Annotated in this window: 29 protein-coding genes; 14 read left to right on the plus strand and 15 right to left on the minus strand. The window is 64.1% G+C overall.

Annotated features, from left to right (window positions below):
• Window positions 1-24: 24 nt before the first annotated feature.
• The 3 genes from NO932_RS16095 (at window position 25) to NO932_RS16105 (ending at window position 1245) form a co-directional block, all read left to right on the plus strand.
• A complete protein-coding gene (locus NO932_RS16095; protein WP_309208353.1) occupies window positions 25-417 on the plus strand; it encodes a GNAT family N-acetyltransferase in 393 nt (130 codons plus the stop codon).
• A gap of 8 nt (window positions 418-425) precedes the next feature.
• Window positions 426-632 (plus strand): SlyX family protein, encoded by a 207-nt coding sequence (locus NO932_RS16100; protein WP_309208355.1) that lies wholly within the window; start codon window positions 426-428, stop codon window positions 630-632.
• Between the two features lie 190 nt (window positions 633-822).
• Window positions 823-1245 carry a DoxX family protein gene (locus NO932_RS16105; RefSeq protein ID WP_309208357.1) on the plus strand — a complete coding sequence of 141 codons (423 nt, stop codon included), beginning with the start codon at window positions 823-825 and terminating at the stop codon, window positions 1243-1245.
• Here NO932_RS16105 and NO932_RS16110 read toward each other — a convergent pair.
• Window positions 1242-1775 (minus strand): thermonuclease family protein, encoded by a 534-nt coding sequence (locus NO932_RS16110; RefSeq protein ID WP_309208358.1) that lies wholly within the window; start codon window positions 1773-1775, stop codon window positions 1242-1244. The genes NO932_RS16105 and NO932_RS16110 overlap by 4 nt on opposite strands.
• An 88-nt stretch (window positions 1776-1863) precedes the next feature.
• Window positions 1864-3339 carry an NAD-dependent succinate-semialdehyde dehydrogenase gene (locus NO932_RS16115; RefSeq protein WP_309208360.1) on the minus strand — a complete coding sequence of 492 codons (1476 nt, stop codon included), beginning with the start codon at window positions 3337-3339 and terminating at the stop codon, window positions 1864-1866.
• Between the two features lie 154 nt (window positions 3340-3493).
• Between NO932_RS16115 and NO932_RS16120 the strand changes: the two genes are divergently transcribed.
• Window positions 3494-4270 (plus strand): GntR family transcriptional regulator, encoded by a 777-nt coding sequence (locus NO932_RS16120; protein WP_309208363.1) that lies wholly within the window; start codon window positions 3494-3496, stop codon window positions 4268-4270.
• Between the two features lie 66 nt (window positions 4271-4336).
• Window positions 4337-5248, plus strand: a complete 912-nt coding sequence (locus NO932_RS16125) for a VOC family protein (RefSeq protein ID WP_309208364.1) — start codon at window positions 4337-4339, stop codon at window positions 5246-5248.
• A gap of 150 nt (window positions 5249-5398) precedes the next feature.
• On the opposite strand, the gene NO932_RS16130 is transcribed toward NO932_RS16125, so the two are convergent.
• Window positions 5399-5773, minus strand: a complete 375-nt coding sequence (locus tag NO932_RS16130; RefSeq protein ID WP_309211071.1) for a RidA family protein — start codon at window positions 5771-5773, stop codon at window positions 5399-5401.
• A 124-nt stretch (window positions 5774-5897) separates the two neighbouring features.
• On the opposite strand from NO932_RS16130, the gene NO932_RS16135 reads away from it, so the two are divergent.
• A complete protein-coding gene (locus NO932_RS16135) occupies window positions 5898-6191 on the plus strand; it encodes a GNAT family N-acetyltransferase (protein WP_309208367.1) in 294 nt (97 codons plus the stop codon).
• Here NO932_RS16135 and NO932_RS16140 read toward each other — a convergent pair.
• The 3 genes from NO932_RS16140 to NO932_RS16150 all read right to left on the minus strand — a co-directional run bounded on the left by NO932_RS16140 (window position 6188) and on the right by NO932_RS16150 (window position 9274).
• Window positions 6188-6784, minus strand: coding sequence for an alpha/beta hydrolase (locus NO932_RS16140; RefSeq protein WP_309208369.1), 597 nt, complete (start codon window positions 6782-6784; stop codon window positions 6188-6190). The genes NO932_RS16135 and NO932_RS16140 overlap by 4 nt on opposite strands.
• A gap of 216 nt (window positions 6785-7000) precedes the next feature.
• Entirely contained in the window at window positions 7001-7933 is a 933-nt protein-coding gene (locus NO932_RS16145) for a VOC family protein (RefSeq protein ID WP_309208371.1), read from the minus strand.
• Between the two features lie 660 nt (window positions 7934-8593).
• Window positions 8594-9274, minus strand: a complete 681-nt coding sequence (locus tag NO932_RS16150; RefSeq protein ID WP_309208372.1) for a transcriptional regulator — start codon at window positions 9272-9274, stop codon at window positions 8594-8596.
• Between the two features lie 132 nt (window positions 9275-9406).
• Between NO932_RS16150 and NO932_RS16155 the strand changes: the two genes are divergently transcribed.
• Complete coding sequence (locus tag NO932_RS16155) at window positions 9407-9949, plus strand: flavin reductase family protein (RefSeq protein ID WP_309208374.1); 543 nt, start codon at window positions 9407-9409, stop codon at window positions 9947-9949.
• Here the strand turns inward: NO932_RS16155 and NO932_RS16160 are convergent.
• From NO932_RS16160 to NO932_RS16170, 3 genes are all read right to left on the minus strand, one after another.
• A complete protein-coding gene (locus NO932_RS16160) occupies window positions 9940-10305 on the minus strand; it encodes a DUF2200 domain-containing protein (protein ID WP_309208376.1) in 366 nt (121 codons plus the stop codon). The genes NO932_RS16155 and NO932_RS16160 overlap by 10 nt on opposite strands.
• Before the next feature lie 65 nt (window positions 10306-10370).
• Window positions 10371-11315, minus strand: a complete 945-nt coding sequence (locus NO932_RS16165) for an SDR family oxidoreductase (protein ID WP_309208377.1) — start codon at window positions 11313-11315, stop codon at window positions 10371-10373.
• A 91-nt stretch (window positions 11316-11406) separates the two neighbouring features.
• Window positions 11407-12327, minus strand: coding sequence for a LysR family transcriptional regulator (locus NO932_RS16170; protein ID WP_309208378.1), 921 nt, complete (start codon window positions 12325-12327; stop codon window positions 11407-11409).
• Window positions 12328-12447: 120 nt separating this feature from the next.
• On the opposite strand from NO932_RS16170, the gene NO932_RS16175 reads away from it, so the two are divergent.
• The 7 genes from NO932_RS16175 to NO932_RS16205 all read left to right on the plus strand — a co-directional run bounded on the left by NO932_RS16175 (window position 12448) and on the right by NO932_RS16205 (window position 18250).
• Window positions 12448-13281, plus strand: coding sequence for an ABC transporter substrate-binding protein (locus tag NO932_RS16175; RefSeq protein WP_309208379.1), 834 nt, complete (start codon window positions 12448-12450; stop codon window positions 13279-13281).
• A complete protein-coding gene (locus tag NO932_RS16180; protein ID WP_309208380.1) occupies window positions 13278-14168 on the plus strand; it encodes an amino acid ABC transporter permease in 891 nt (296 codons plus the stop codon). Before NO932_RS16175 ends, NO932_RS16180 begins: the two co-directional genes overlap by 4 nt.
• Window positions 14165-14914 carry an amino acid ABC transporter ATP-binding protein gene (locus NO932_RS16185; RefSeq protein WP_309208381.1) on the plus strand — a complete coding sequence of 250 codons (750 nt, stop codon included), beginning with the start codon at window positions 14165-14167 and terminating at the stop codon, window positions 14912-14914. Before NO932_RS16180 ends, NO932_RS16185 begins: the two co-directional genes overlap by 4 nt.
• Before the next feature lie 96 nt (window positions 14915-15010).
• A complete protein-coding gene (locus tag NO932_RS16190; RefSeq protein WP_309208382.1) occupies window positions 15011-15835 on the plus strand; it encodes a manganese catalase family protein in 825 nt (274 codons plus the stop codon).
• 317 nt (window positions 15836-16152) lie between these two features.
• Window positions 16153-17316 carry a tyrosine-type recombinase/integrase gene (locus NO932_RS16195; protein WP_309208384.1) on the plus strand — a complete coding sequence of 388 codons (1164 nt, stop codon included), beginning with the start codon at window positions 16153-16155 and terminating at the stop codon, window positions 17314-17316.
• Window positions 17317-17434: 118 nt separating this feature from the next.
• A complete protein-coding gene (locus tag NO932_RS16200) occupies window positions 17435-17737 on the plus strand; it encodes a DUF1778 domain-containing protein (protein WP_309208385.1) in 303 nt (100 codons plus the stop codon).
• 3 nt (window positions 17738-17740) lie between these two features.
• Window positions 17741-18250, plus strand: a complete 510-nt coding sequence (locus NO932_RS16205) for a GNAT family N-acetyltransferase (RefSeq protein ID WP_309208386.1) — start codon at window positions 17741-17743, stop codon at window positions 18248-18250.
• A gap of 50 nt (window positions 18251-18300) precedes the next feature.
• Here the strand turns inward: NO932_RS16205 and NO932_RS16210 are convergent, their stop codons facing one another.
• The 6 genes from NO932_RS16210 to trbK-alt are packed head-to-tail and all read right to left on the minus strand — an operon-like array spanning window position 18301 to window position 23079.
• The gene (locus NO932_RS16210; protein WP_309208387.1) at window positions 18301-18513 is read right to left on the minus strand and encodes a DUF2274 domain-containing protein; all 213 of its coding nucleotides are present in this window, start codon (window positions 18511-18513) and stop codon (window positions 18301-18303) included.
• Between the two features lie 10 nt (window positions 18514-18523).
• Window positions 18524-19705 (minus strand): TrbI/VirB10 family protein, encoded by a 1182-nt coding sequence (locus NO932_RS16215; RefSeq protein ID WP_309208388.1) that lies wholly within the window; start codon window positions 19703-19705, stop codon window positions 18524-18526.
• A complete protein-coding gene (trbG, locus tag NO932_RS16220) occupies window positions 19702-20715 on the minus strand; it encodes a P-type conjugative transfer protein TrbG (RefSeq protein ID WP_309208389.1) in 1014 nt (337 codons plus the stop codon). The genes NO932_RS16215 and trbG overlap by 4 nt, the downstream gene beginning before the upstream one ends.
• Complete coding sequence (trbF, locus tag NO932_RS16225; RefSeq protein ID WP_309211072.1) at window positions 20712-21401, minus strand: conjugal transfer protein TrbF; 690 nt, start codon at window positions 21399-21401, stop codon at window positions 20712-20714. Before trbF ends, trbG begins: the two co-directional genes overlap by 4 nt.
• The gene (trbL, locus tag NO932_RS16230) at window positions 21401-22729 is read right to left on the minus strand and encodes a P-type conjugative transfer protein TrbL (protein ID WP_309208390.1); all 1329 of its coding nucleotides are present in this window, start codon (window positions 22727-22729) and stop codon (window positions 21401-21403) included. The genes trbF and trbL overlap by 1 nt, the downstream gene beginning before the upstream one ends.
• Window positions 22726-23079 (minus strand): putative entry exclusion protein TrbK-alt, encoded by a 354-nt coding sequence (gene trbK-alt, locus NO932_RS16235; protein WP_309208392.1) that lies wholly within the window; start codon window positions 23077-23079, stop codon window positions 22726-22728. Before trbK-alt ends, trbL begins: the two co-directional genes overlap by 4 nt.
• Window position 23080 lies beyond the last annotated feature (1 nt).

Below are 23080 nucleotides of genomic sequence, written 5' to 3' on the forward strand. Positions count from 1 at the left end.
TTGGTTTCGCCAAGGATTTTCGTCATGAATGTTGTCGATATCAGAATCGATCCCTTTCCCAGTCAGCGGACACTTTCGGACCTCTGGCGCTCCACATGGGAAATCGATGGGCTCACCGACTTCCGCGCCATACTCAAGCGCAGCCTCACCCATGTGGCGGCCTTCCACGATGAGCATCTGATCGGGTTTGCCAACATGGCCTGGGACGGGGGGATCCACGCCTTTCTGGTCGATGTCTGCGTGCATCCTGATTTCCGCGATCACGGCATCGGGCAATCCATGGTGGAAGCGGCGCTCAAGGTGGCGCGGCAGCGCGGGATCAAGAAAGTGCATGTGGACTTCGAGCCGCACTTGCGCGATTTCTACCTCTCCTGCGGCTTCACCCCGACCGACGCAGGCGTTCTGACCATCGACTAGGCTTTCACATGTCCTCTGAAGAAAGATTGACCGCCCTCGAGGAGCGGCTTGCCCATCAGGACCGCACCATCGAGGAGATGAATGCCGTGGTCGCCCAGCAGTGGCGCGAGATCGACAGGCTCAAGCGCCAGCTCCAGTTGATCGACGACCAGATGGCCGCCGTCGAGCAGATGGCGCGCACCGGCAAGATCGAGCCGCCACCGCCGCACTACTAGAGCGTGTCCAGCGGAACGCTTTTGCGGTTCGGACACGCGACCAAACAAAGACTTAGAGTATTGAAGCGATTCAAAGAAAAGCTGAAATGCTCTAAAAAAAGCGTGCGCGTGTCGGAAAGTCAGGCAATCATCCGTCCTCGGGGTATTGGCGGTGCGAATCGCATCGCTCCCAGCAACCGAGGGGACTTCAATGCAAACGACTTCCCGATCGACGACGTCCTGGACGACCACCCTGTCTCAATACGCGCCCAAGGCCCTGGCCGTGCTGCGCATCATGACCGGCCTGCTGTTTATCCAGACCGGCACGCAAAAGCTGTTCGGCTGGCCCGCCGCGCCCATGGAAATGCCGCCGCTCGATCCGCTGCTGATGACGGCTGGCATTCTCGAGCTGGCGGGTGGCCTGCTCATCGTGCTGGGGCTGTTCACCCGCCCCACCGCCTTCATCCTCAGCGGCTTCATGGCCGTGGCCTATTTCATGGGGCATGCGCCGATGGGCTTTTTCCCGGCCTCCAATATGGGCGGTTTCGCCATCCTCTACTGCTTCGTGTTCCTGTACCTGTTCTTTGCCGGCCCCGGCGACTGGAGCGTGGACGGGATGCGCCGCCGCGCCTAACACCAACTCCGGCGCGCGCCGTCCCAGGGGCGCGCCAGACCTTCGGCGACGAGAACCATGCCCAGCGACTGCCCGTCGCGTTCGAGAACGCGGAGCTTGCGGCCATATTGGTCTTCGTCCCGCTCATCCCAGCGGGCGAGTGCGAAGGCGCCATCATTGACCAGGGCGAGCATGCGTTGGGTCGCCCGGTCGCCCAGCGCCTTTTCCTGCGGGCAGGCATAGTTCTGCACTTCGGGCGTATCGATATCGGCGATGCGCACCGACTGGCCGTCGATGCGGATGGTATCGCCATCGATGACGCAGGTGCCGCCCGCGCCCGAGCAGAGCGTGAACCGGGCGGAAATGCTTTCGGCGGGCGCGACGGCCACCGCCGGCAGATCCAGCGCGGGAAGATCGACATAGCCCCGCTCGATGGCGACCCAGCCCAGGGCGACCACCGCGACAAAGGCCAGGGCCGGTTCGGCAATCATGGGTGCGCGCCGGCGCCGCGCCGATGCCCTCGCCCGTATCTTGCCGAAAACCGCCCGCATCGAATCGTCTCCCTATCGCCTTGAGAAACGATAGGGAGACGATGCTAACGCCTGGTAAGCGGCAAGCTGGGGGCGTTACGGATGCCGGTCAGACCGCCAGGCAGAGATATTTGATGTCGAGATAATCCTCGATGCCGTATTTGGAGCCCTCCCGCCCGAAGCCCGATTGCTTGACGCCACCAAAGGGGGCGACCTCGGTGGAGATCAGCCCGGTATTGATGCCCACGATGCCATATTGCAGCGCCTCGGCGACGCGGGTGACCTTCGATATGTCCCGCGCATAGAAATAGGCGGCCAGGCCGAATTCGGTGGCGTTGGCGAGTTCGATCACTTCCGCCTCGGTTTCGAATTTGAACACCGGAGCGACCGGACCAAAGATCTCCTCGCGCGCCAGCCGCATGGTTTTGGTGGCGCCGGTCAGGAGCGTCGGGGGATAGAATGTGGCTTCGCCCATGGGAGTTCCGCCCATTTGAACCGAGGCGCCCTGCCCGCGCGCATCGGCCAGCAAGTCCTCGACCTTGGCCACCGCCTTGTCGGTTATGAGCGGCCCGATATCGATTCCCTCCTCCATGCCGTTGCCGACCCGGAGTCCTTCCATCTTTTCCTTGAGCCGGGCGACGAACGCATCGTGGATGCCGGCCTGCACATAGACGCGGTTGGCGCACACGCAGGTCTGGCCGGCATTGCGGAATTTGGACGCGATGGCCCCGTCGACGGCGGCGTCCAGATCGGCATCGTTAAAGACGATGAAGGGGGCGTTGCCGCCCAGTTCCATGCTCATGCGTTTGATGCCATCGGCGCATTGGCGCATCAGGATGCGGCCCACATTGGTTGAGCCCGTAAAGCTGATCTTGCGCACCTTGGGGTTGGCGCACAATTCCTCCCCGATGGCCGCCGCGTCCGTGCCCGGCACGATGTTGAAAACGCCCGGCGGAAAGCCGGCCCATTCCATGAGCCGGGCGATGGCCAGCGCCGAAAGCGGGGTTTCGGCGGCGGGCTTGGCGACCACCGTGCAGCCGGCGGCAAGCGCGGGGGCGAGCTTGCGGGTGAGCATGGCATTGGGGAAATTCCAGGGGGTGATCACCCCGACCACCCCCACCGGCTGCTTGATGACCGAGATGCGGGTATTGGCGGTGTGGCCGGGAATGGTATCGCCATAGATGCGGCGGGCTTCCTCCGCGAACCATTCGATAAAGCTCGCGCCGTAAAGGATTTCCCCGCGCGCCTCATTGAAGGGCTTGCCCATTTCCAGCGTCAGGATGGTAGCCAGATCATCGGCCTTTTCCACCATCAGGCGGTGGAGTTTCTTCATCAGGTCCGCGCGCTCCTTGGCCGAAAGCGCCGCCCAGGCCGGCTGGGCGGCATAGGCGGCATCGATGGCGTCGCGCGTTGCGTGGGTGGAAAGGTCGGGGATCTGCGCCAGCACCTCGCCGGTTGCCGGGTTGGTGACCCTGAACACCTTGCCGCGCGAGGAGACCGTGTTCCATTTGCCGTTGATGAAACCGCCGGCGGCGACCAGATGCGGCTCGTCGAGCTTGTCGGTAAGGGCTGAGGTGAGGGTCATGTGAGGCCTCCGTCTTGTGGTTGCCCCCGATTGAACGCGCAAAGGACAAAGAAGGCAACATGGGCGACGCGCCGCTTGCCCGTTGCCGGGCGGAACATTGCTGTTATAATCATACAAATGGCCGCTCGGCCTGAATTAGACAACGACGGACCGAATGGCGACCGCCGAAACCACTTATTCCTTCCTGACCCCCGCATCAGAACTCACCCGCGGCTCGATGGCCGCAGAGGTCGCATCGCAATTGCGCGACGCCATCGTCTCCCTCAAGCTGCCCCCCGGCACCATGCTCGACAAGGCCCAGATCTGCACACGGCTCGGGGTCTCCCGCTCACCGGTCGCCGAAGCCTTCGCCCGGCTCGAGGCCGAAGGGCTGCTGGAAATCCTGCCCCAGCGGGGCACCGTGGTTTCGTTCATCTCCTTTGCCGAGATCCGTGAATATATCTTCATCCGCAAGGCGCTCGAAGGCGAAGCGGTGCGCATTTGCGCCGCGCGGCGGGCGCCCGAGGTGATCGAACGGCTGCGCGCCAATATCGCCGCCCAGCGCGACGTGGCGGCGGCCGAGAACCGCGACGCTTTCCATAAGCTCGACCTCGAGTTCCACGAACAGCTCCTCGCCCCCCTCGGCTACAAGCGCATGAAGGCGATGGTCGACACCGCGCGGAACAATCTCGACAGGGCGCGGCAGATGACCAACACCATGCGCCGCATTGCCCTGGGCATCGAAGAGCACGCCGAAATCGTCGAGCTGATCGCGGCGGGCAAGGCCGACCGCGCCGCCCGCGCCATGCACCGGCACCTCGAAGGCATGATAAGCGAACTCGAGGCGCTGGCTTCAGAACGCCCCGAGCTGTTCATCCGCCCGGCCCCGCGCCGGGCCCCGGCTGCCGTCATTCATCAATTGGCAACAATCCGTCGCCTGCCGTCCACTTAATCGGAACGCCGACTGGCCTTATCTTGGGCGGCAAGATCATTTGCCCGCGACCGCCGGAGATTTGCCATGACCGACATCCAAGCCACAGTGGCCACGCCGCTCCTCGTCCCCACCACGACGCGGCTGGGCGCCATCCATATCGCGGTGACCGACCCCGAACGCGCCCTCGATATCTGGCGCGACGTTGTCGGGCTGACGCTGATCGCGCGGCACGAGAACCGGCTGGAACTTGGCGCCGGCGAAAACGTGCTGGTCGTGCTCCATACCGGCGCCACCGGGCCGGTGGCGCCCCATACCGTGGGGCTCTATCACGTGGCCATCCACGTGCCGACCCGGCGCGACTTCGCCCGTGCGCTCAACCGTGCCGCTGCCGCGCGGGTCCGGGTTTCGCCCACCGACCATCTGGTCTCCGAAGCGCTTTACCTTTGGGATCTGGACGGCAACGGCATCGAGATCACCTTCGAAACACCCTGGCGCGGCCGGTTCGTCGAAAACGACGAATTGCTGGCCATGACCCCGGACGGACGGCCCCATTCGGGGCGCGAGCCGATCGACGTGCCCGGACTTCTGGCCGAACTCGACGGCGATGCCACACCCTTCGCCCCCATGCCGGACGGCACGCGGATCGGGCACGTGCATGTGCATGTGGACGACCTCGACACCGCCATGGAGTTTTACCGCGACCAGCTCGGCTTTGCCGGCCAATTGCTCTCGCGCCGCTACGGCATGGGCGACGTCAACCTCGATTATGCTCCCCATATCCTTGCGTTCAACATCTGGGCCGGCCGCAACCCCGGAACCCCACCGGCAGGCGTCGCCGGGCTGCGCTGGTTCACCATCGTCGTGCCCGATCAGCAGACGCTTAAGGAAATCCACGACCGGCTCGAGCGAGCCGGCTCGCCGGTGGAGGTGATCGGAGGCGGGATCGAGACCCGAGATCCGGCGGGGAACAGATTGAAGATCCTCGTTGAGGCCTGAGCCTACGGAAGCTCCGCGCACCGGCACCTTCGTGATTCACCGAAACACATGCGAAGGGGCGCCCTTCTCCCCTTGAGGGAGAAGGTGGGCCGGCGAAGCCGGGTCGGATGAGGGGTGCGCGGCGCTTGCCGAAAGCACCAGCGAACGAGACTAAGGCCGCCGCGCAATCAGATCGATTTCGACCTTCGCCCCCACCGCCAGCCCCGTGACCCCGATCGTCGTCCGGGCCGGAAGCTTTCCCGGCTCGAAATAGGACTGGTAGACAGCGTTCATCGCCGCATAATCCCCCTCGAAATCGGTGAGATAGATGCGTGCCATGGTGACGTTTTCGAGCGCCAGGCCGATGCCGCCGAGAACGATCGAAAGATTGTCCATCACCCGCCGGGTCTGCGCCTCGATCCCCTCGGGGAGCGGTGCGTCGGGAGCTTGGGGGTCGGTCGGCATCTGGCCGGTGACGAACACCCAGCCATCGGCCTCGACGGCATGGGAGAAGGGGGCGACCGGGCGCGGGCCGCTTTCGATCATGTGGTGGAGGGGCAGGCTCATCTTGGCTCCTTGATTTTACGCCCGAGAGTGCGGAGGCTGAACCGACTCGTCAACCGGAAGCCTCGCTTCGGCGTTATGGGCTCAAACAGGCAAGGAAGCGCTCATGGACACCGAACTCGATATCCACTACGCCACAAAGGGTGATCGCGGGCGCTATTGGGCCGATCTGGCGCCCGGCCGGCAGGCGGAAATGACCTATCGCCGCCGCCCGGACGGTTCGATCGTCATCGACCACACCGGCGTCCCCAAGGAATTCGAAGGCCGTGGCATTGCCCTCAAACTGGTCAAGCGCGCCATAAAAGATGCGCGCGATGGCGGGTTCAAGATCGTGCCGCAATGCCCCTATGTGGCCGTTCAGTTCCGCCGCCATCCCGATTGGAGCGACCTGCTGGCTTAACCCCAAGGCTTGAGGAAGGCCGCGATGGCCATGAGTTCGCTCTGGGGCACCTCGTGACCGCCCTCATGCCAGGCGATCTCGGTCGTCGCGCCCTGGTCCACGAACCAGTCCGCCAGCGCCTGGGTGCGCGGCGCCGGGCAGATGGGATCGCGCCGGCCGGCGGTGATCAGAACCTTGCGGTTGGCAAGCCCCGCGACCGCCTCGGGCTCCCATGGGATCAGCGGATGCATCAGCACGGCGGCATCGACGATCTCGGGATGGGCGAACATCACAGAGGCCAGGATGTTGGCGCCGTTGGAATAACCCAGCCCGATCAGCGGCCCGTCGGCGGCAAGCCCCTTGAGGAACTCGGCCATCGTCTCGGTGCGGATCTTGAGGTCGTCCATATCGTAAACGCCCTCGCCCGTGCGGCGGAAATAGCGCAACGCCCCGCCCTCGGAGACATCGCCGCGTGGCGCGACGAGCCGGGCATCGGGCAGAAGCTGGCGGCCCAGCGCAAAGAACTGGTTCTCATCCCCGCCCGTGCCGTGAAAGAGCACGAGCGTAGGGGCGCCGGGGGTTTTGGGGTCATGCGTTTTCGTGATGTAGGTCATGGTGATCCAACTATAGCATTTGTGATCGGCGCAGTCGCTGAGCCCCCTCATCCCCATCCCTTCTCCCACCAGGGGAGAAGGGGGCTCTTTTGGCAAGCTTATGGTTGTTGCTCAAACGCTGCCGTGGGTTCCCCTTCTCCCCTCGTGGGAGAAGGTGGCCCGGCAGAGCCGGGTCGGATGAGGGGCGCGGCGCTTGAACGATCCTACCAGGCCGGCTTAACCCTTGATCTCAGGCAGATGCGTTTCCAGCCAGCTTCGCAGATGCTCGTGCTGGGTGGGAAGCTTCAGCGCTTCGCCCAGATGCGCGGTGTCCTCGTCGCGGTCGAAACCGGGTTCGTTGGTGGCGATCTCGAACAGCACGCCACCGGGGGTGCGGAAATAGATGGCGTAGAAATAATCGCGATCGATCACCGGGGTCACCTGATAACCCGTATCGAGCAGCGCCTTGCGCACTTCGGCCTGCGCGTCGCGGTTTTCGACGGCGAAGGCGATGTGATGCACCGAGCCGGCGCCGAGATCGCCGCGCGGCATGTTGGGAAGCGTCTGAAGATCGATGACGTCCGCGCCATTGCCGCCCGGAATCACGAACCGCTTGATGCCCCTGGAGGTATCGGCGTGTTCGTACCCCATGAACTTCAAAAGCTCTTCGGTGGCTCCGGTTTCGCGCAGGCGCAGCGTGGCGCCGGCAAAGCCGCGAATGGCCTCGTCGCCGTTGATGCTGCCGCCGGTCCAGGGCGCGCGATCGTCCCCCTTGGCCTCGACCAGCGCGAAATGATCGCCATCGACGGCGGTAAAGCGCAGGCGCTTTTCGCCAAAGCTTTCTTCGGCCGCGATGCCGGTGACGCCCTTTTCCGCAAAGCGCTCCTTCCAGAATTCCAGGCTCCCCTCGGGAACCGAGAACACCGTCTCGCCCACCTCGCCCGTGCCGGGACGGCCACGGATGATGTGAGGGAAGGGGAAATAGGTCATCACCGATCCGGGCGTGCCCACCTCATCGCCATAATAGAGATGATAGACGGAGGGCTCGTCGAAATTGACGGTTTTCTTGACCCGGCGCAGGCCGAGCGTCGAGGTGAAAAAGCGGTTGTTGGCATCCGCATCGCGCGACATGGAGGTGACGTGGTGCAGGCCTTTGATCTGATTGAGCATGGTTGGTCTCCCATTGCGTGTTGAGACCAATATAGAGCGCATGGCCGGTCGGATAATCCGGCCTATGGTTCATTGATTATTCGATAATGGTGAACAGTGCGCGCTCCCACCGCACGGGTTGCGGAAGCCCAGCGCATCCCTCACTCCGGCCCCTCTCCCTCAAGGGGAGAGGGAGCTCCCATAGGAGCGTTTGAGTTCTTACGGAAAAGCGGCCACGGCTCCCCTTCTCCCCTGGTGGGAGACTTCGAACCGTCCTTTGGCCAATCGTGCCGGTGGCACGATTGGAGGTGAGAAGGCCATGAGAGCTAAGCTCGAATGGCAGGCCGGCGAAGCGGTCGGATGAGGGGGGCTCTGAGATTGCCCATGCGCACACGCTGGATGCCGCCGATAGGCTGCGCCCCCTCACCCCCGTCCCCTCTCCCACCAGGGGAGAGGGGCTCGTGGGGAAGCACTCTGCTAACCACAAGCTCAACTCCCCTTCTCCCCTTGAGGGAGACTTCGAGCCGTCCTCTGGCCAAACGTGCCGGCGGCATTGGAGGCGGGAAGGCCATGAGACGGCGCCTGCCCCCGCGAAGGCGGGGGCTCGAATGGCAGGCCGGCGAAGCGGGCGGATGAGGGGTGCGCAGCGTAGCCCCCTCACGATCGCGCGAGCAAAGCCACCTACAGCGGCGTCACCCGGTAAGCGCAGCGGCGGGCGCCCATGACGATGTGGTCGGTGCGCTCCACCTGGGCTTCGGGGCCCAGCACGTCGCGGAACACCGCCAGTTCGGCGCGGCAGAAATTCTGGCAGGCGGTGGCGGCCGCGCAGATGGGGCAGTGGTTTTCGTAAAGCATATAGCCCCCCTCCCCATCGGGCTCCCAAGAAGCCATGTACCCCTCGGTCGAGCGCAGATCGGCCAGCCGGGCCACGCGTTCGCCAAGCGTCCGTGCATCGGCCAGGGCATTGCGATAGAGCGTGCGCGTCCGCTCCTCGCGCGCATCGATCACGCGCGAGAGCGCATCGGGGCCGAAGGTGTCCCCGACGATCCCCAACAGCTCGACGGTGAGCGCGGCATGGGTGTCGGGAAAACGCGACTGGCCTCCAGCCGTCAGGCGCCAGAACTGGGACGGCCGGCCCACACCGCGCGATTGGCTCCAGCTTTCCACCAGCCCCTCTTCGGCCAGCCGCACGAGCTGCTGGCGCGCCGCCTCGCCCGAGGTGCCCAGCGCCCGGCCGAGCTCGGCGGCGGTCTTTTCCCCGTGCATCTTCAAATGGAACAGGATGCGCTCGGCCGCGTTGCGCGGGCTCCAGCTTTGGGCGGATTGGATGTCGGACTCGATGGCCGGTTTGCTGCTTGACATGGCTCCGGGGCGGCATTTAGAAAGCACTTACTTGGAAAATACAGGGGACGGCGCGCAAGATCAAGTCCTGCCGCGTCTCCCCGGCAAATGGCGCCTGCGCGCCCATGGCGAATGACGAAACTGAGCAAAATCATGCCAGCCCATCCGGCTCCGACCCTTGCGCTGGCCTGCGCCGACCACCCCGCCGCCCGCGACGCGGTGCCCGCCTCCCAGTTCACCGGCGCCATGAGCACGCTCGCCGCTTCGGTGACCGTGGTTGCGGCCCGCGACGGTGCCGAGCGGCACGGACGTACGGTAACGGCGATGCTGTCGCTCAGCGCCGAGCCGCCCGCGATCCTCGTCTCGATCACGCGCGATACCGAATTGGCGCAGACCATCGAAACCGCCGGGCGTTTTTCGCTTTCGGTTCTGGCCGAAAATCAGCAGGCCGTGGCCGATGCCTTTGCCGGCTGGGGCCCCGCCGACCGGTTCGGGGAAGCGGAATGGGCCGAATGGGCTTCGGGCCAGCCCAGGCTCGATGGCGCCGTGGCGAGCTTTGATTGCGTGCTGGCCGGATCGATCGAGATGGATACCCATATCCTCTATGCGGGGATCGTGATGCACACCGCATCCTTCCCCGATCGCGCGCCGCTGCTCTGGCACCGGCGCGGCTATGCCCGGCTCGATCAGGACTGAGCCGGTTCGGCGCGCAGAATCTTCTCCATCGCCTTGCCCTTGGCGAGTTCGTCGATGAGCTTGTCGAGATAGCGCAACTCGCGCATCAGCGGCTCCTCGATATTTTCGACCCGGACGCCGCAGACGACGCCGGTAATCAGCGATCGCGCCGGATTGAGGCGCGGCGCGGTGGCGAAAAAATCCTCGAAACTGGTCCTGTTCTCCAGCTCGGCTTCCAGCGAAGCCTGGCTGTGCCCGGTGAGCCAGCGGATGATTTCATCCACCTCGGCCTTGGTGCGCCCCTTCTTTTCGGCCTTGGTGATATAGTGGGGATAAACGCTGGCGACGCTGATCTTATAGATGCGGTGGCCCGTCATGCCTTCTCCTCCACGGCGGAATTGCCCAGCCTCTTTATACTCCCAATTGGCCGCCTGGTCGAAGCTTAGAGCGCCGATGTCATCCCGCCATCGACGAAGAACAGCGAGCCGTTGAGATAGGTCATCTCCGGCGAAGCCATCGAAAGGATGGCGGCGGCGATTTCCTGGGGAGAGGCCACCCGCTGCATGCCATGGACGTTGGAGCGCGCCCAGGCGCCCACTCCGGCATGCCAGACGGCATCGGGCGCGTCCATGAACCCCGCATCGCGCCGGATCATTTCGGTATCGGTGGCGCCCGGACAGATGGCGTTGACCCTGATGCCCTGGCCTCCATATTCGAGCGCCGCCGTCTGGACGATGCCGGCCAGCGCCCGCTTGGAGGCGTTGTAAGCGGCGAGCCCCGGACGCGCGCCCACGATATTGACCGAGGAGGTGACGATGATCTGCCCGCCGCGTTCGAGCATATGCGGGATTTCCGCCTTCATGGCGAGGAAGACGCCGCGCACATTGGTCGCGTAAAGATCATCCCAATCGGCCGTGGCGATCTCGTGGAGGGGATCGTTGAAGGTCACGCCGGCATTGTTGAGCGCGATGTCGATGCCGCCATAGGCTTGGACCGCCTGGGTGACGAAGGCGTCGACATCGGCCTCCTCGCGCACGTCGGCGCGGATGTAGAGCGCTTCGCCGCCATTGTCGCGGATGCCGGCAGCGACCTCCTCGCCCAATTGCTCGCGCCGGCCGCAGAATGCGACGCGCGCGCCCTCGGCGGCAAAGGCTTCGGCGGCGGCGCGGCCGATGCCCGAAGTGGCGCCAGTGATGAGCACCGTCTGGTCCGCAAAACGGCGGCGGCCATCAAGGATGGGTGGCTGGGGAGGGGTCGAGCCGGCCAGCGCCATGCCGCTGGCCAGACCCGCCGCCGCCCCCGCCACGGTGCCGATCGCCGCCGCGCCCAGCATGCGGCGGCGAGAGGGATTGGCGGGTTTATCGGTCTTGTCGGTATCTTGGCTCATCTCGTTCATCCGTTTTGCTTTGAGAGCAAAATGGCGGCGAAAGAAGCGTGCAACAATCGAGCGGAATCGGCACGAGCCGTGAAGCTGTGCTTCACAATGGATTGGCGGCGATTATCGCCTCGCGCGAGCGTTTCATGTGCTCGACAAAGGCCCTGAGCTTGGGAAGCGTCTGGGCGCGGCTGGGGTAGTAAAGGAAGATGCCGGGGCTTTCCGGCCAAAACGGCTTGAGCACCGGCACCAGCCGACCCGCCGCGATGTGCGGGGCGACGATCGGCTCGGCTACATAGGAAAGCCCCAGCCCCTTGAGCGCGAGCGAGACCACCAGCGCCTCGTCGTTGACGATCACCTGGCCGGGCACCGCCATGTCGAATTCGCGCCCCCCTTCATTGAACTCCCAGCGATAGATGGCGCCCGAGGAACGTTGGCGGAAACCGATGGCGCGGTGGTTGGCGAGGTCTTCGGGACGTTTCGGCGTGCCATGGGCTTGGAGATAGGCCGGGCTTGCAACGACGCAAAATCGGAAGGGCGGCGTGAGCCGCACGCCGATCATATCGGCATCGAGCGATTCGGCGAGCCGGATGCCGGCGTCGAACCCGGCCTCCACGATATCGACAAACCCCGAATCGGCGACGATCTCGATTTCGACCTCCGGGTGGGCGGCACAGAATTGGGCAAGCACCGGTTCGATGACCGGTCCCACCACCGCACGCGGAACGGTAAGGCGCAAAAGCCCGGCCGGACGGTCGCCCAGGGACCGCGCCGCCTCGAAGCCGGCGGCGAGATCGGCCATGGCCGGCGCGGCGTGGGCGAGAAATTTCTCCCCCGCCTCGGTCAGCCCCACGCTGCGCGTCGAGCGGGCGACCAACGCCACACCCACCCGTGCCTCAAGGGCCCTGATGGCCTGGCTGACGGCGGAGGCCGAAACGCCCAGATCGAGGGCGGCGGCGCGGAAGCTGCGCCGCTCGGCAACCCGCAGGAAAGCGGCGACGCCATCGAGGCCGCGTATGCTCATATGCCAAATCCCCTTCACGATCGGGACCAACATTCCACGCAAAACGCTTGCGAGTCACCTTCACCCCGATAATATCGCACGCTTTGATGCTTCCCATCCCTTGGACGCGAGGAAACAACCATGTCGGGGACCATGACACCCAGCCGGACCGCCCTTTTGGTGGCGCTCCTTGTTCCACTTGCCACGGGCGCCGCACAGGCCCAGGAAAACACGCCGGACGATCCCCGGCTGTTCACCCCCGGCAAGCTCACAGTCGCAACCTCCGATCCGGTGTTCCCGCCCTGGATGATGGACAACGATCCCTCCAATGGCGAAGGCTTCGAAAGCGCCCTGGTCTATGCCCTGGCCGAGGAGATGGGGTTCGACCGCGAGGACGTTGTCTGGGTGCGCGAAACCTTCGATCAGGCGATCGCGCCGGGCGCCAAGAATTACGATTTCGGCATCCAGCAGATTTCGGTGACCGAGGAACGCAGCCAGATCGCGACCTTCTCCGATCCCTATTACCTGCCCGAAAAGGCCGTGGTCGCCATGCCCGGTTCCCCGGTGAGCGAGGCGCGGACCTTCGAGGATCTGCGCGATGTGCGCTGGGGCGTGATGCTGGGCACCACCGATCTCGATTATGTCGCCGAGATCATCGGGGTCGATGACGCGGCGGTCTATAACGACCAGGTCGGGCTGTTCCAGGCGCTCCAGGGCAACCAGATCGACGCGGTCGCGACCGAACTGGCCACCGCGCTCTATCTCACCGCCGTCCAGGTGCCCGACGCCGAAATCGCCGCCATCCTGCCCCATGACGAGAACGACTACGGCCACGGGCTGATCTTCGAGCAGGGCAACGAACTGGTCGAATGGGTCAACGAGGCGATCGCCACGCTTCAGAGCGAAGGCGTTATCGATGCGCTGGTCGCCGAGTATCTGATCGCAGACCCCGACCTGCCGGTTATCACTCAATGAGTTTAGGCGTATCGCCGCAAGGTTCGACCGGCGGGGACCCCGATGGGGGTTCCCGCCGTCCGCTTCCCCCGGCCAAAAAGAAACTGAGCGCCACCGAGCGTTTCGTCCCTGCCCTGATCTCCATCACCATGGTGCTATTGGTCTTCGGCATCGTCGCCGTGACCGTCACCTCGGCCGAGCAATGGCCGCGCATCGCGCGCCAGTTCTTCGATCTGGGCGCCATGGCCGCATCCTTTCCCCAGGTTCTGCGCGGCTTCTGGCTCAACATCCAGATCTGGGTGATCTGCCTTTTCGGCATCATGGCGTTGGGGCTGGTGCTGGCGCTGTTCCGGGCGCTGAGCGGCCCCTGGTTCGCGCCGCTGCGCGTATTCACGGTCGTCTATATCGATATCTTCCGCGGCCTGCCGGTGCTGCTTTTGGTGTTGATCTTCGGCTTCGGCATTCCCGCGCTCAATCTGCCCGGCCTGCCCAATTCGGCGCTTTTCTGGGGGGCCACCGCCATGGTGATTTCCTATGCCGCCTATTCGGCCGAGATCTACCGCTCGGGGATCGAGGCGGTCCATGACGGCCAATGGGCCGCCGCCAAGGCGCTGGGCCTGGGGCAATGGCAGACCATGCGCTACGCCATTCTGCCCCAGGCGGTGCGCAACGTGATCCCCGTGCTGCTCAACCTCGCCGTCGCGCTGCAAAAGGACGTTGCGCTGCTTTCGGTAATCGGGGTGCGCGACGCGGTGCGCGAAGCGCAGATCTATACCGCCCAGACCTTCAACTATTCATCGCTGATCGCTGCGGCGCTGCTGTTCCTTCTCGCCACCATTCCCATGGCGCGGCTGACCGACTACATCGCCCGCAAGGACCGCCAACGCCGCCTGCAGGGGGTTTTGTGACACAGCCTCGCGTAACAATTTCCGGGCTCACCAAATATTATGGTGAGACGCTGGTGCTCGACGATGTGAACCTTTCGGTCGCGCCCCATGAGGTCGTCTGCCTGATCGGCGCCTCGGGCTCGGGCAAGTCCACCCTTCTGCGCTGCATCAACAAGCTCACCGAATACGACCACGGCACCATCGCCCTCGACGGCGTGTCGGTGGACGATCCCGCCTGGGGCCGGCATGGGCTCTACCGCAAGGTCGGGATCGTCTTCCAGGCCTATAATCTCTTTCCCCATATGAGCGTGATGGAAAACATCACCCTCGCGCCCATCAAGGTGCACGGGATCGGAAAGGACCAAGCCACCGCGCGCGGGCAGCAATTGCTCGAAGCGTTCGGGCTGGGAGAATTCGGCAAGGCCTATCCCGAACAGCTTTCGGGCGGCCAGCAGCAGCGCGTCGCGATCGTCAGGGCACTGGCCACCAAGCCCGAAGTGCTGCTGCTCGACGAGGTGACCGCGGCGCTCGATCCCGAGCTTGTGGGCGACGTGCTCGCCATCATCCGGCGCTTGAAGGGCGAGGGCATGACCATGGTGATCGTCACCCACGAAATGGGGTTTGCCCGCGAGGTGGCCGACAGGGTCTGCTTTCTCGATGGCGGACGCATCGTCGAGGAAGGGGAGCCCAAAAAGCTGTTCTCGGCCCCCGAAAATCCGCGCACGCGGAAATTTCTCGAACGCATCATCGCGGCGGGCCGGCTTTAGCATCGAATCGACTTGACCGGTGTTAGCGCCCGCCTCGCCGATTGAACGAAACAGCGCGCCCCTGGTTGAGCCACGAGTTCAACCAGGAGAGCATTCATGTTTCACCATTCGGCAAAGCTGCAATACGAAGTGCGCGTGGATAAGCCCAATCCGCAATTTGCCCGCCATCTGCAGCAGGCAATCGGGGGCATCGAGGGCGAGATCCGCGTCGCCATGCAGTATTTCTTCCAGGCCATGGGCGCGCGGGGCGATGCCAAATATCGCGACCTGCTGATGATGACCGCCACCGAGGAACTGTCCCATATCGAATTTCTCGGCCATGCCGTGGCCCTCAACCTCGAGGGCGCGCCGCTCTCGCTGCAGGAGGAAGCCGCCCAGGACCCGGTGGTCAATGCGATTCTCGCCGGCACCAATCCGCGCCACATCCTCTCGTCCGGGCTTTCGGCCATGCCGGTCAACGCCAACGGCGTGCCGTTCGACATGAGCCATGTCTACGCCACGGGAAATATCGGCGCCGACATGCTGGCCAATGCCACCGCCGAAGCCGGCGGTCGCGTTCTGGCCTCGCGGCTCTACAACATGACCGACGACCCCGGCATGAAGGACATGCTGAGCTTCCTCATCGCCCGCGACACCATGCATCAGCAGCAATGGCTGGCGGTGATCGAGGAATTGGGCGGGCTCGAAAAGCAGCTTCCGATCCCCAATTCCACGCCCACCGAGCACGAGGCGACCGCGCACTCCTATTATTTCCTCAACACCTCGATCGACGAACCCACCCCCGAAGGCCGCTGGACCTCGGGCCCCTCCCTGGACGGACGCTCGGAATTCTCGGTCGTGGAAAATGTCGAACCCCTGGGCCAACAGCCAAGCCTGGGCAAGGCCCGCCCCAATTCCGGCGCCCAGAACGAGCAGCTGTAAGCGAGCCGGCACCGACGGGCACAAAAAAAGCCGCCCTGCGGGGCGGCTTTATTCGCTGACGAAAAGATTGGTTGCGGGGGCAGGATTTGAACCTGCGACCTTCAGGTTATGAGAAATAAAACGATAGTTACGACCATCTACGATGCAGCTTGTATTCTTTCGAACTACTACGACAAGTCCCTGAAATAGCTTGATTTCCCCTTCATCCCGCCTAACATCAACTTCGATCCCCTACGCCGTGATTTTTCGCCTGCTGCTTCCAGTATGCTTCCACAAAATCCCGGCGATCCATCGAATGAAGGCCAGGATGAAACCCCATGTCCAAGGAAAAGCTGACGAAGCGGACGGTCGATAAGCTGACCGGGCGCGACAAGGACTATATCGTCTTCGACAACGATCTGCCAGGTTTCGGCGTTCGGGTCATGCCCAGCGGCCACCGCTACTTCCTGATTCAATATCGGCGTCACGGCCGCACCCGTCGCGTGATGATCGGCCAATTCGGGCCGATCACCGCGGATGAGGCGCGGAGGGAGGCGCTGCGCATGCTCGGCAGTGTTCGGGGCGGCGACGGCGATCCTGCGGCGGCGCGTGATCGGGAGCGCCAGTCTTTGACGATGGTAGCGCTCGGCGAGCGATTCCTGAAAGAGCACGTCGCCGTACGGTGCAAGCCATCGACGCAATATGAATACAAGCGCTCGGTCGAGCTGTTCATCAACCCCTTCTTTGGCAAGCAGCGTGTGCGCAGCGTCACGACGGCCGATGTGGCGGAGTTGCATGGCGGCATGTCGCACATTCCCTACCAGGCCAACCGCACCGTGGGAGTGCTCTCCAAAATGATGAACCTCGCTGAGGTCTGGGGCGTCCGCGACAAGCACTCCAACCCATGCGACGACGTTGCCCATTTCCCCGAGCGCAAGCGAACCCGCTTCCTGTCCGGGAACGAATTGGCGCGGCTCGGTAAGGTGCTCATTCAGGTCGAGCAGGACGGGTCCGAAAGCGCGCATGCCGTCGCAGCGTTTCGCCTCTTGCTCCTGACGGGCTGCCGCCTTTCGGAGATCCAGAAGCTGAAATGGGCCTGGGTCGATCTCGATGAGATGGAGATCCGGCTTCCTGACAGCAAGACCGGAGCGAAGTCGGTCTATCTGGGCGAGGCCGCAATCGACGTGTTCAAGAAGGTGCCGAAGGCGGCCGGCAACCCCTTCGTCATCGTCGGCAAGAGGCCCGGCGCGTATCTCACAGACATGCAGCGGCCTTGGCGACGCATACGCAAGCTGGCCGAGCTCGAGGATGTCCGCATCCACGATCTGCGCCACACCTTCGCGTCCGGCGGCTTGGTCGTGGGCGAGGGTCTTTCGATGATCGGGAAGCTATTAGGCCATACGCAGATACAAACGACGGCGCGGTACGCGCATTTGGCGAATGACCCGATCAAGGCCGCCGCGACCAAGATCGCAAGCCGCCTCGCCGAGGCGCTTGGGTGATCGTTGGCGCGGACGCGATGCGGTCGTCGTTTGGCCCGAATGGCATCTGCGCCGCCAGCGGTTTCTGTATTGCAATATGCGCTACAATCTCGTATCTTCGGCAGGAAGGAGTATCGCCATGCCACCCATTGCTGAACGCAAGGATCATCCGCTTTCAATGCGCCTACCAGAGACGGACATCGCCATCATTGATCGCGCCGCGACGCTGCGCGGGCGTTCGCGCACGGATTTCGTGCGGGAGGCAGCCGTGCGCGCGGCGGAGGATGTGCTTATGGAGGCGGCGCCGATCCGCATGAGCCCCGAGGGCTTCGATGCGTTCCTCGATGCCCTTTCCGGCCCCGCTACGGCGATTCCCGAGATGGTGGAGCTGCTGCGTCGTCCCTCGCCCTGGGAACAAGACGAAGCCAAGTCCGGGGAATGAGGCTTGCCGCTTTCCAGCCCCGAACCGCTCAATTCATCGCATGACGTATCGGGATTTTCCTGTGGCAAGCCAGCGCTGGATCGGTGGCTGACGACACGGGCCTTGTCGAACCAGGAAAAGGGGTTCACGGCGGTCATCGTCGTGCATGAGAACAAGCGGGTCGTCGGTTACTATGGCCTGGCACCGACGGCCATCGTGCCGTCGCGGCTCCCTCGTTCCATTCGCACCGGCCAGCCTCCCGACCCTGTGCCCTGTCTGCTGCTCGGCCAGTTCGCAACTGATGAAGGTTGGCGTGGCCGGGGCATCGGGACCGGACTCGTCAAGCACGCGCTTCAGCGCTGTGTCGCGGCGGCGTCGCTTATCGGAGGACGTGCGTTGATCGTCAACGCGGTCGATAGCGATGCGGCCGCCTTCTGGTCGCGGCGAGGATTCATCCCCTCAAAGGATGATCCGTTGGTCCTCTTCCACGCGATTTCGAATGTTGCTGCATCAATCGCCGCAGCGGGGTCTTGATTGCGCGCGGCGCCATTCTGCCGGATGCGGAAAGAACCGCTCCAGCGCGTTTACCTTCTCGCCCTCGCAAACGCTCGGTCCGTAGCCATGAACTTCTGGATCATCGGACCAATGAGCTTTGCCGGTTCAGGGACGTCCTGACCTGTTTCGCGCCCCAGGACTTCGGCATAGGCGACCAGATCGCGATGCACGGCGGCGGGCAGTTCTACGGTGAGCTTGACGGGCTTCTCGTCAACGATAGGGCCGAGCTTGAGCTTGCTCACGAGTGTCTCCTTATCCCTGATAGGGTTCAAGCACGAGATCGCGGTTGACCAGAATCCGAACCGGAAAGCCGGGCCGGATCGTCAAGGTCGGCTGAATGTTGATCTGACGCTGCACGATCTGCTGGCCGACGTCCTGCGCCGCACCCTGGGCGCTCTCGCGGATGGCGGCAGCGATTTCACTCTCTTCGCCCGACGATCCGAGGTTCGTACCGATCCCGAGCAGCGTCGAGAGAGCAGCAGCCTGGAAGATGCGGCCCCAATGAAAGTCCACCTCGTCCTCGAGCCCGGCAAAGCCCATCGTGTCGGTGCCGGGCTGGTTGTCGAGCAGGATCGAGCGCCCATTGGGCAGGATCAGCCGATCCCAGACCAAGAGAACGCGGGACTGGCCGAAGGCAATCTGGCTATCGTACCGGCCGATTAGGCGGGCGCCCTGCGGGATGAGCAGGTATCGCCCGGTCGGCGTGTCATAGACCGGGCTCGTCACCTGGGCCGTGATTTGCCCTGGGAGGTCCGAGCGGATGCCGGTGATGAGCGCCGCCGGTATGATCGCCCCGGCCTGTACGAGATAGGGCGATGCGGGCAACATGAGCTGCTGGTCGCTGACGGCGCGCGTATCGACCTCGCCGGTGAGGAAATCGAGCTTGCGGTCCTGCATGTTCCGGGCGGCGCCGGCGTCGAGCGGCAGCGGGGACGCCGCGGCGACCGGCGCGATCAGATCGGGCATGGTGAGCTGCGGCAGCGATGGCAGGCTCTGCGTCGGGACGGCGGTATTGGCGCCGACGAACAATTGGCTCAGCCGCGCGGATTCGATCTCGGCAAGGCGCGCCTGCTCCTCGCTTTCAATCTCTGGAGGCTGGAAAGACGGCACCACGACGGGCTGGCCGCGGTCCTGGGTTTCAAGGATGGCGCGGCCGAGATCGCCGGGCAGCGCCGGGCCGAGCTGGGGAATGCCTGCATAGTCGGAGGGCAGCGTATTCAACCCCTCGGCGGTCGGGCGATTGTCTATGTTAAAAAGCTCCTGCCCCGGATCGGTGCTGCGTCGGTTGGTGTCGAGCGCCCAGATCAGCGCGCCGAGCACTGCAACGCCCGAAACGCCGGCAAGGCCGATGATGACGCGGCGAGAGAGCCGCGTGACCCTCGGCTTCTCGGGTTGAAGGCGCAGCTCCGCGCGGATATCCGGCGCATCGCTCATGGCCGCCGCCCATCGGTGCGCACGATGCGGACGATGCGCTGACTGTTGCCGTCGCCAAGACGCAACTCGGCGGCCGCGAACAGCCGGTCGACGATCATGTAGTTTTCGCGCACCCGGTAATTGACCAGATCGGTGCCACCGGCCGGGCCGATGGTGAACAGCGGCGGCAAGTCTCCTTGCGCGATGCCGGACGGAAACTCAATATACACCCTTTGGCTGTCGTCGAAGGCGCGCAGCGGTCGCCACGGCGCGCTGTCGCCCTCGATGGCGTAGCGGAAGTTGAGGCTGGCGATATCGACGCCCTCGGCGATCGGCGTCTGGGCCTGTGCCTGGGTATTCTGCTGGCGCAGGGCGATGAGTTGATCTTGGGGATATTGCCACGACACCTGCGCCATGTAGGCGGTTTCAGCCGAATTGAGCTCGACCAGATAGGTGCGGCGGTCGGTGTTGATGATCAGATTGGTCCGAATATCGGGCCTTGTGGGTTTCACGAGAATATGGATTTGCCTTGCGTCCCCAGCTCCGCTCTCGGTGTCCCCGACTATCCAGCGCACGGTATCGCCAAGGGCAACGGGGCCAGCGCCGACCAGGGATTCGCCAGGCTGCAAGGCGATATCTGTAACTTGGCCGGGGGCAGCGTACACCTGATAGAGCGCGCCAGCCGAGTATGGATAGACCTGCACGGCGTTGATGTAACCGTCCTGGGTCGGCTCCATCCGCGCTTCCTCATTGGCGTCGAGTACACGATCGGCCGGATCACGATTATCGGGCTCGCGTTCCCCATCGAGAGGGCGAAGCTGACCCGGCAGCGGCAACGGCGTCGGCAGCTCGACCACTTGCACGGGCGCTGGCGGATCGACAGTGAGCACTGCCGGGGCCATGTCATCATAGTCGATCTCCGGCGGGATGTAGGTGCGGTTTGTGGCGCAGCCCGTCAGTGCCAGGGTAAGGGCAAAAACAGTCGGCAGGGGAGCGGATTTTTTGAGGCGAGAGGCGTTTGCGATAGTCATTGTCCGAGTTCCCTCGACCAGTTGATGGCGTTGACGTAAAGGCCCAGTGGGTTGGCGCGCAGGGCATCGGCGGTGCGGGGCTGGCGAATGACCGTAGTGAGGATGGCGGTCCAGCGTTCGGTGCGAGCAAGCTGACCATTCTCGTAAAGGCGCTCGGTCCAAGCGATGCGGAATGAACTCTCCGAGGCACGTATGACGCTCGACACCTCGACGGCGACCTGCTCGCGGCCGACGCGCTCGAAGGGATTGCTCGAGCGGGCGAAGTCATTGAGCGCCATGGCGCCACGATCGGTGGTATAGTTGTAAGCGTCGAGCCAGTTTTCCCGTACGACCACGGCGTCGGCCGAGATCGAGCGGACCTGCTCGATAAATCGCGCCAAATGCGAAGCGATCTGCGCGTCGGTGGGATTATAGTCGGCGATGGCGGGCGCGACGGTGCGGGCCTCGCCGTGTTGGTCAACCTCGACCACCCAGGGCACAACGGTGCCGCGCGTTGATTGCCAGACCAGCGCAGCGGCAAAGCCGAGGGTGAGCAACAGGCATCCAAATGCCATCAGTCTCCAATTCTTGGCCTGCACGCGGAAGGTGCCGAGCCGCTCGTCCCAGACCTGGCCGGCCTTTTGATATGGTGTCTCAGGTTCGGGCGTTTCGCCGTAATGGGATTGGGGACGTCGGAAGAGCGATATCATCGGCGGTCGTCCTGCTGGAGGGAAACGGAAGAGCCGCCACCGCCCTGATCGCCGGACCGGATAACATGGGCTGCAGTAGTGGCGCCCTGGCTCATGGTCTGGGATCTGCGCATACGAGCGGCCCATTCGGGTTGTGAGGACGACTGGCTACCGCCGGAGTCGACGAAACCGGCACCGTCGGGAACAGTCTGTCCGGCGGCTCGGCGCACCGCGTTAGCGCCGGTGTCAGCACTCGTGCGCAGGGCGCCAAGAGCCCGTCGCTCCATCGCTCGTAGACCTTGGCCAGCGAGCGCGCTGCCCGCGCCGATCATGCCGCCTGCACCAGCGGGAATTGCTGCGCTACCGGTTTTGCCGGTAGTTTCAGCGCCTATGGAATAGGCAGTGGATGCTGCGCCCCCGACCGTCGCGGCTCCGCGCGCAGCACCCGGAACGGCGCCGGCAAGCGCGCGGCCGCCCATGAAGCCGGCGGCGCCGATGCCGGCCACGGCGAGGCCTGTGCCGACGGCCGATCCCGCACCGAGCTGCGGGGCGCCCGAGACAAGGCCGGTAGCGATGCCCGGGCCGAAAATGGAAAGGCCCATCAGGGCGAGTGCGGAAAGGACCAGCGCCATAGCATCGGTGATGGTGGGCTGGTCGCCACCGAACCCTTGCGTGAACTCGCCGAAAAGGCCCGAGCCGATGCCGACGATGACCGCCAAGACGAGGATTTTGACGCCCGAGGCAACGATGTTGCCTAAGACTTTTTCGGCGAGGAAGGCTGTTTTGTTGAACAGCGCGAAAGGGATGAGAATGAACCCAGCCAGGGTCGTCAATTTGAACTCGATCAGGGTGACAAATACCTGCACGCTGAGAACGAAGAAGGCGATGAGCACGATGATCCAGGCCATGAGCAACACGACGATCTGCACGAGATTGAAAAAGACGGCAGGAAAGCCGAGGAGTTGGCTCGCGGAGTCGAGCAGCGGTTGCGCGGCGTCGAGGCCGGTCTGGGCAATGGCACCGGGCCGCAGGAGCTGGTCGGGGGTGATCTGCGAACCGCCCGCCAGGAGCCCGAGCCCGGAAAAGCTCTGGAAGACGATCTGGGCAAGGCTGTTGAAGTTGCCGATGATGAAGGCGAAAAACCCGATATAGAGAGTCTTGCGCGCTAGGCGCTGGATGACGTCCTCGTCGGCGCCCCAAGCCCAGAACAGTCCGGCGAGCGTGATGTCGATCACGATCAGAGTTGCGGTGAGAAACGCGACCTCCCCACCTAGCAGGCCGAACCCGCTGTCGATGTAGGTCGTGAACGTGTCGAGGAAGCGATCGATGACGCCGGTGTTATTCATTGGGCCTCCATCCCTACGGCTTGTGCATCAACCGCTTCCTCTTCGGTCCCGCCGGCAGGGGGCAGAGCGGGCGGAACCGATTGCGGTGTCTGGGGTGTCCCGAAGAAGCGGCGCTGCTCCTCGGACCAGGCCGCAAGACAGCTTTCGTCCTCGGCCGCCGCTGTGCCGAGGTCGCGGCAGCGGATCAGCTCGGGATCACCGGCAGCAGGCAATGAACGGGCTAGCTCGCCCTCGATGCTCTGCTCTGCCGCGCGCTCGTGCATGATCAGAGTCGCCACGGCGATGCCTGTGACGAAACCGACGATGAGAACCAGCTGTGCGAACGTGCTGTCTCCGGGGTGTAGGCGCATA

The organism is Pelagibacterium sp. 26DY04, from assembly GCF_031202305.1.
Taxonomy (GTDB): domain Bacteria; phylum Pseudomonadota; class Alphaproteobacteria; order Rhizobiales; family Devosiaceae; genus Pelagibacterium.

Coding starts and splice junctions, on each gene's coding strand:
- NO932_RS16095 (WP_309208353.1), top strand. CDS start 25: ATGAATGTTGTCGATATCAGAATCGATCCCTTTCCCAGTCAGCGGACA.
- NO932_RS16100 (WP_309208355.1), top strand. CDS start 426: ATGTCCTCTGAAGAAAGATTGACCGCCCTCGAGGAGCGGCTTGCCCAT.
- NO932_RS16105 (WP_309208357.1), top strand. CDS start 823: ATGCAAACGACTTCCCGATCGACGACGTCCTGGACGACCACCCTGTCT.
- NO932_RS16110 (WP_309208358.1), bottom strand. CDS start 1,775: ATGCGGGCGGTTTTCGGCAAGATACGGGCGAGGGCATCGGCGCGGCGC.
- NO932_RS16115 (WP_309208360.1), bottom strand. CDS start 3,339: ATGACCCTCACCTCAGCCCTTACCGACAAGCTCGACGAGCCGCATCTG.
- NO932_RS16120 (WP_309208363.1), top strand. CDS start 3,494: ATGGCGACCGCCGAAACCACTTATTCCTTCCTGACCCCCGCATCAGAA.
- NO932_RS16125 (WP_309208364.1), top strand. CDS start 4,337: ATGACCGACATCCAAGCCACAGTGGCCACGCCGCTCCTCGTCCCCACC.
- NO932_RS16130 (WP_309211071.1), bottom strand. CDS start 5,773: ATGATCGAAAGCGGCCCGCGCCCGGTCGCCCCCTTCTCCCATGCCGTC.
- NO932_RS16135 (WP_309208367.1), top strand. CDS start 5,898: ATGGACACCGAACTCGATATCCACTACGCCACAAAGGGTGATCGCGGG.
- NO932_RS16140 (WP_309208369.1), bottom strand. CDS start 6,784: ATGACCTACATCACGAAAACGCATGACCCCAAAACCCCCGGCGCCCCT.
- NO932_RS16145 (WP_309208371.1), bottom strand. CDS start 7,933: ATGCTCAATCAGATCAAAGGCCTGCACCACGTCACCTCCATGTCGCGC.
- NO932_RS16150 (WP_309208372.1), bottom strand. CDS start 9,274: ATGTCAAGCAGCAAACCGGCCATCGAGTCCGACATCCAATCCGCCCAA.
- NO932_RS16155 (WP_309208374.1), top strand. CDS start 9,407: ATGCCAGCCCATCCGGCTCCGACCCTTGCGCTGGCCTGCGCCGACCAC.
- NO932_RS16160 (WP_309208376.1), bottom strand. CDS start 10,305: ATGACGGGCCACCGCATCTATAAGATCAGCGTCGCCAGCGTTTATCCC.
- NO932_RS16165 (WP_309208377.1), bottom strand. CDS start 11,315: ATGAGCCAAGATACCGACAAGACCGATAAACCCGCCAATCCCTCTCGC.
- NO932_RS16170 (WP_309208378.1), bottom strand. CDS start 12,327: ATGAGCATACGCGGCCTCGATGGCGTCGCCGCTTTCCTGCGGGTTGCC.
- NO932_RS16175 (WP_309208379.1), top strand. CDS start 12,448: ATGTCGGGGACCATGACACCCAGCCGGACCGCCCTTTTGGTGGCGCTC.
- NO932_RS16180 (WP_309208380.1), top strand. CDS start 13,278: ATGAGTTTAGGCGTATCGCCGCAAGGTTCGACCGGCGGGGACCCCGAT.
- NO932_RS16190 (WP_309208382.1), top strand. CDS start 15,011: ATGTTTCACCATTCGGCAAAGCTGCAATACGAAGTGCGCGTGGATAAG.
- NO932_RS16195 (WP_309208384.1), top strand. CDS start 16,153: ATGTCCAAGGAAAAGCTGACGAAGCGGACGGTCGATAAGCTGACCGGG.
- NO932_RS16200 (WP_309208385.1), top strand. CDS start 17,435: ATGCCACCCATTGCTGAACGCAAGGATCATCCGCTTTCAATGCGCCTA.
- NO932_RS16215 (WP_309208388.1), bottom strand. CDS start 19,705: ATGAGCGATGCGCCGGATATCCGCGCGGAGCTGCGCCTTCAACCCGAG.
- trbG (WP_309208389.1), bottom strand. CDS start 20,715: ATGACTATCGCAAACGCCTCTCGCCTCAAAAAATCCGCTCCCCTGCCG.
- trbL (WP_309208390.1), bottom strand. CDS start 22,729: ATGAATAACACCGGCGTCATCGATCGCTTCCTCGACACGTTCACGACC.
- trbK-alt (WP_309208392.1), bottom strand. CDS start 23,079: ATGCGCCTACACCCCGGAGACAGCACGTTCGCACAGCTGGTTCTCATC.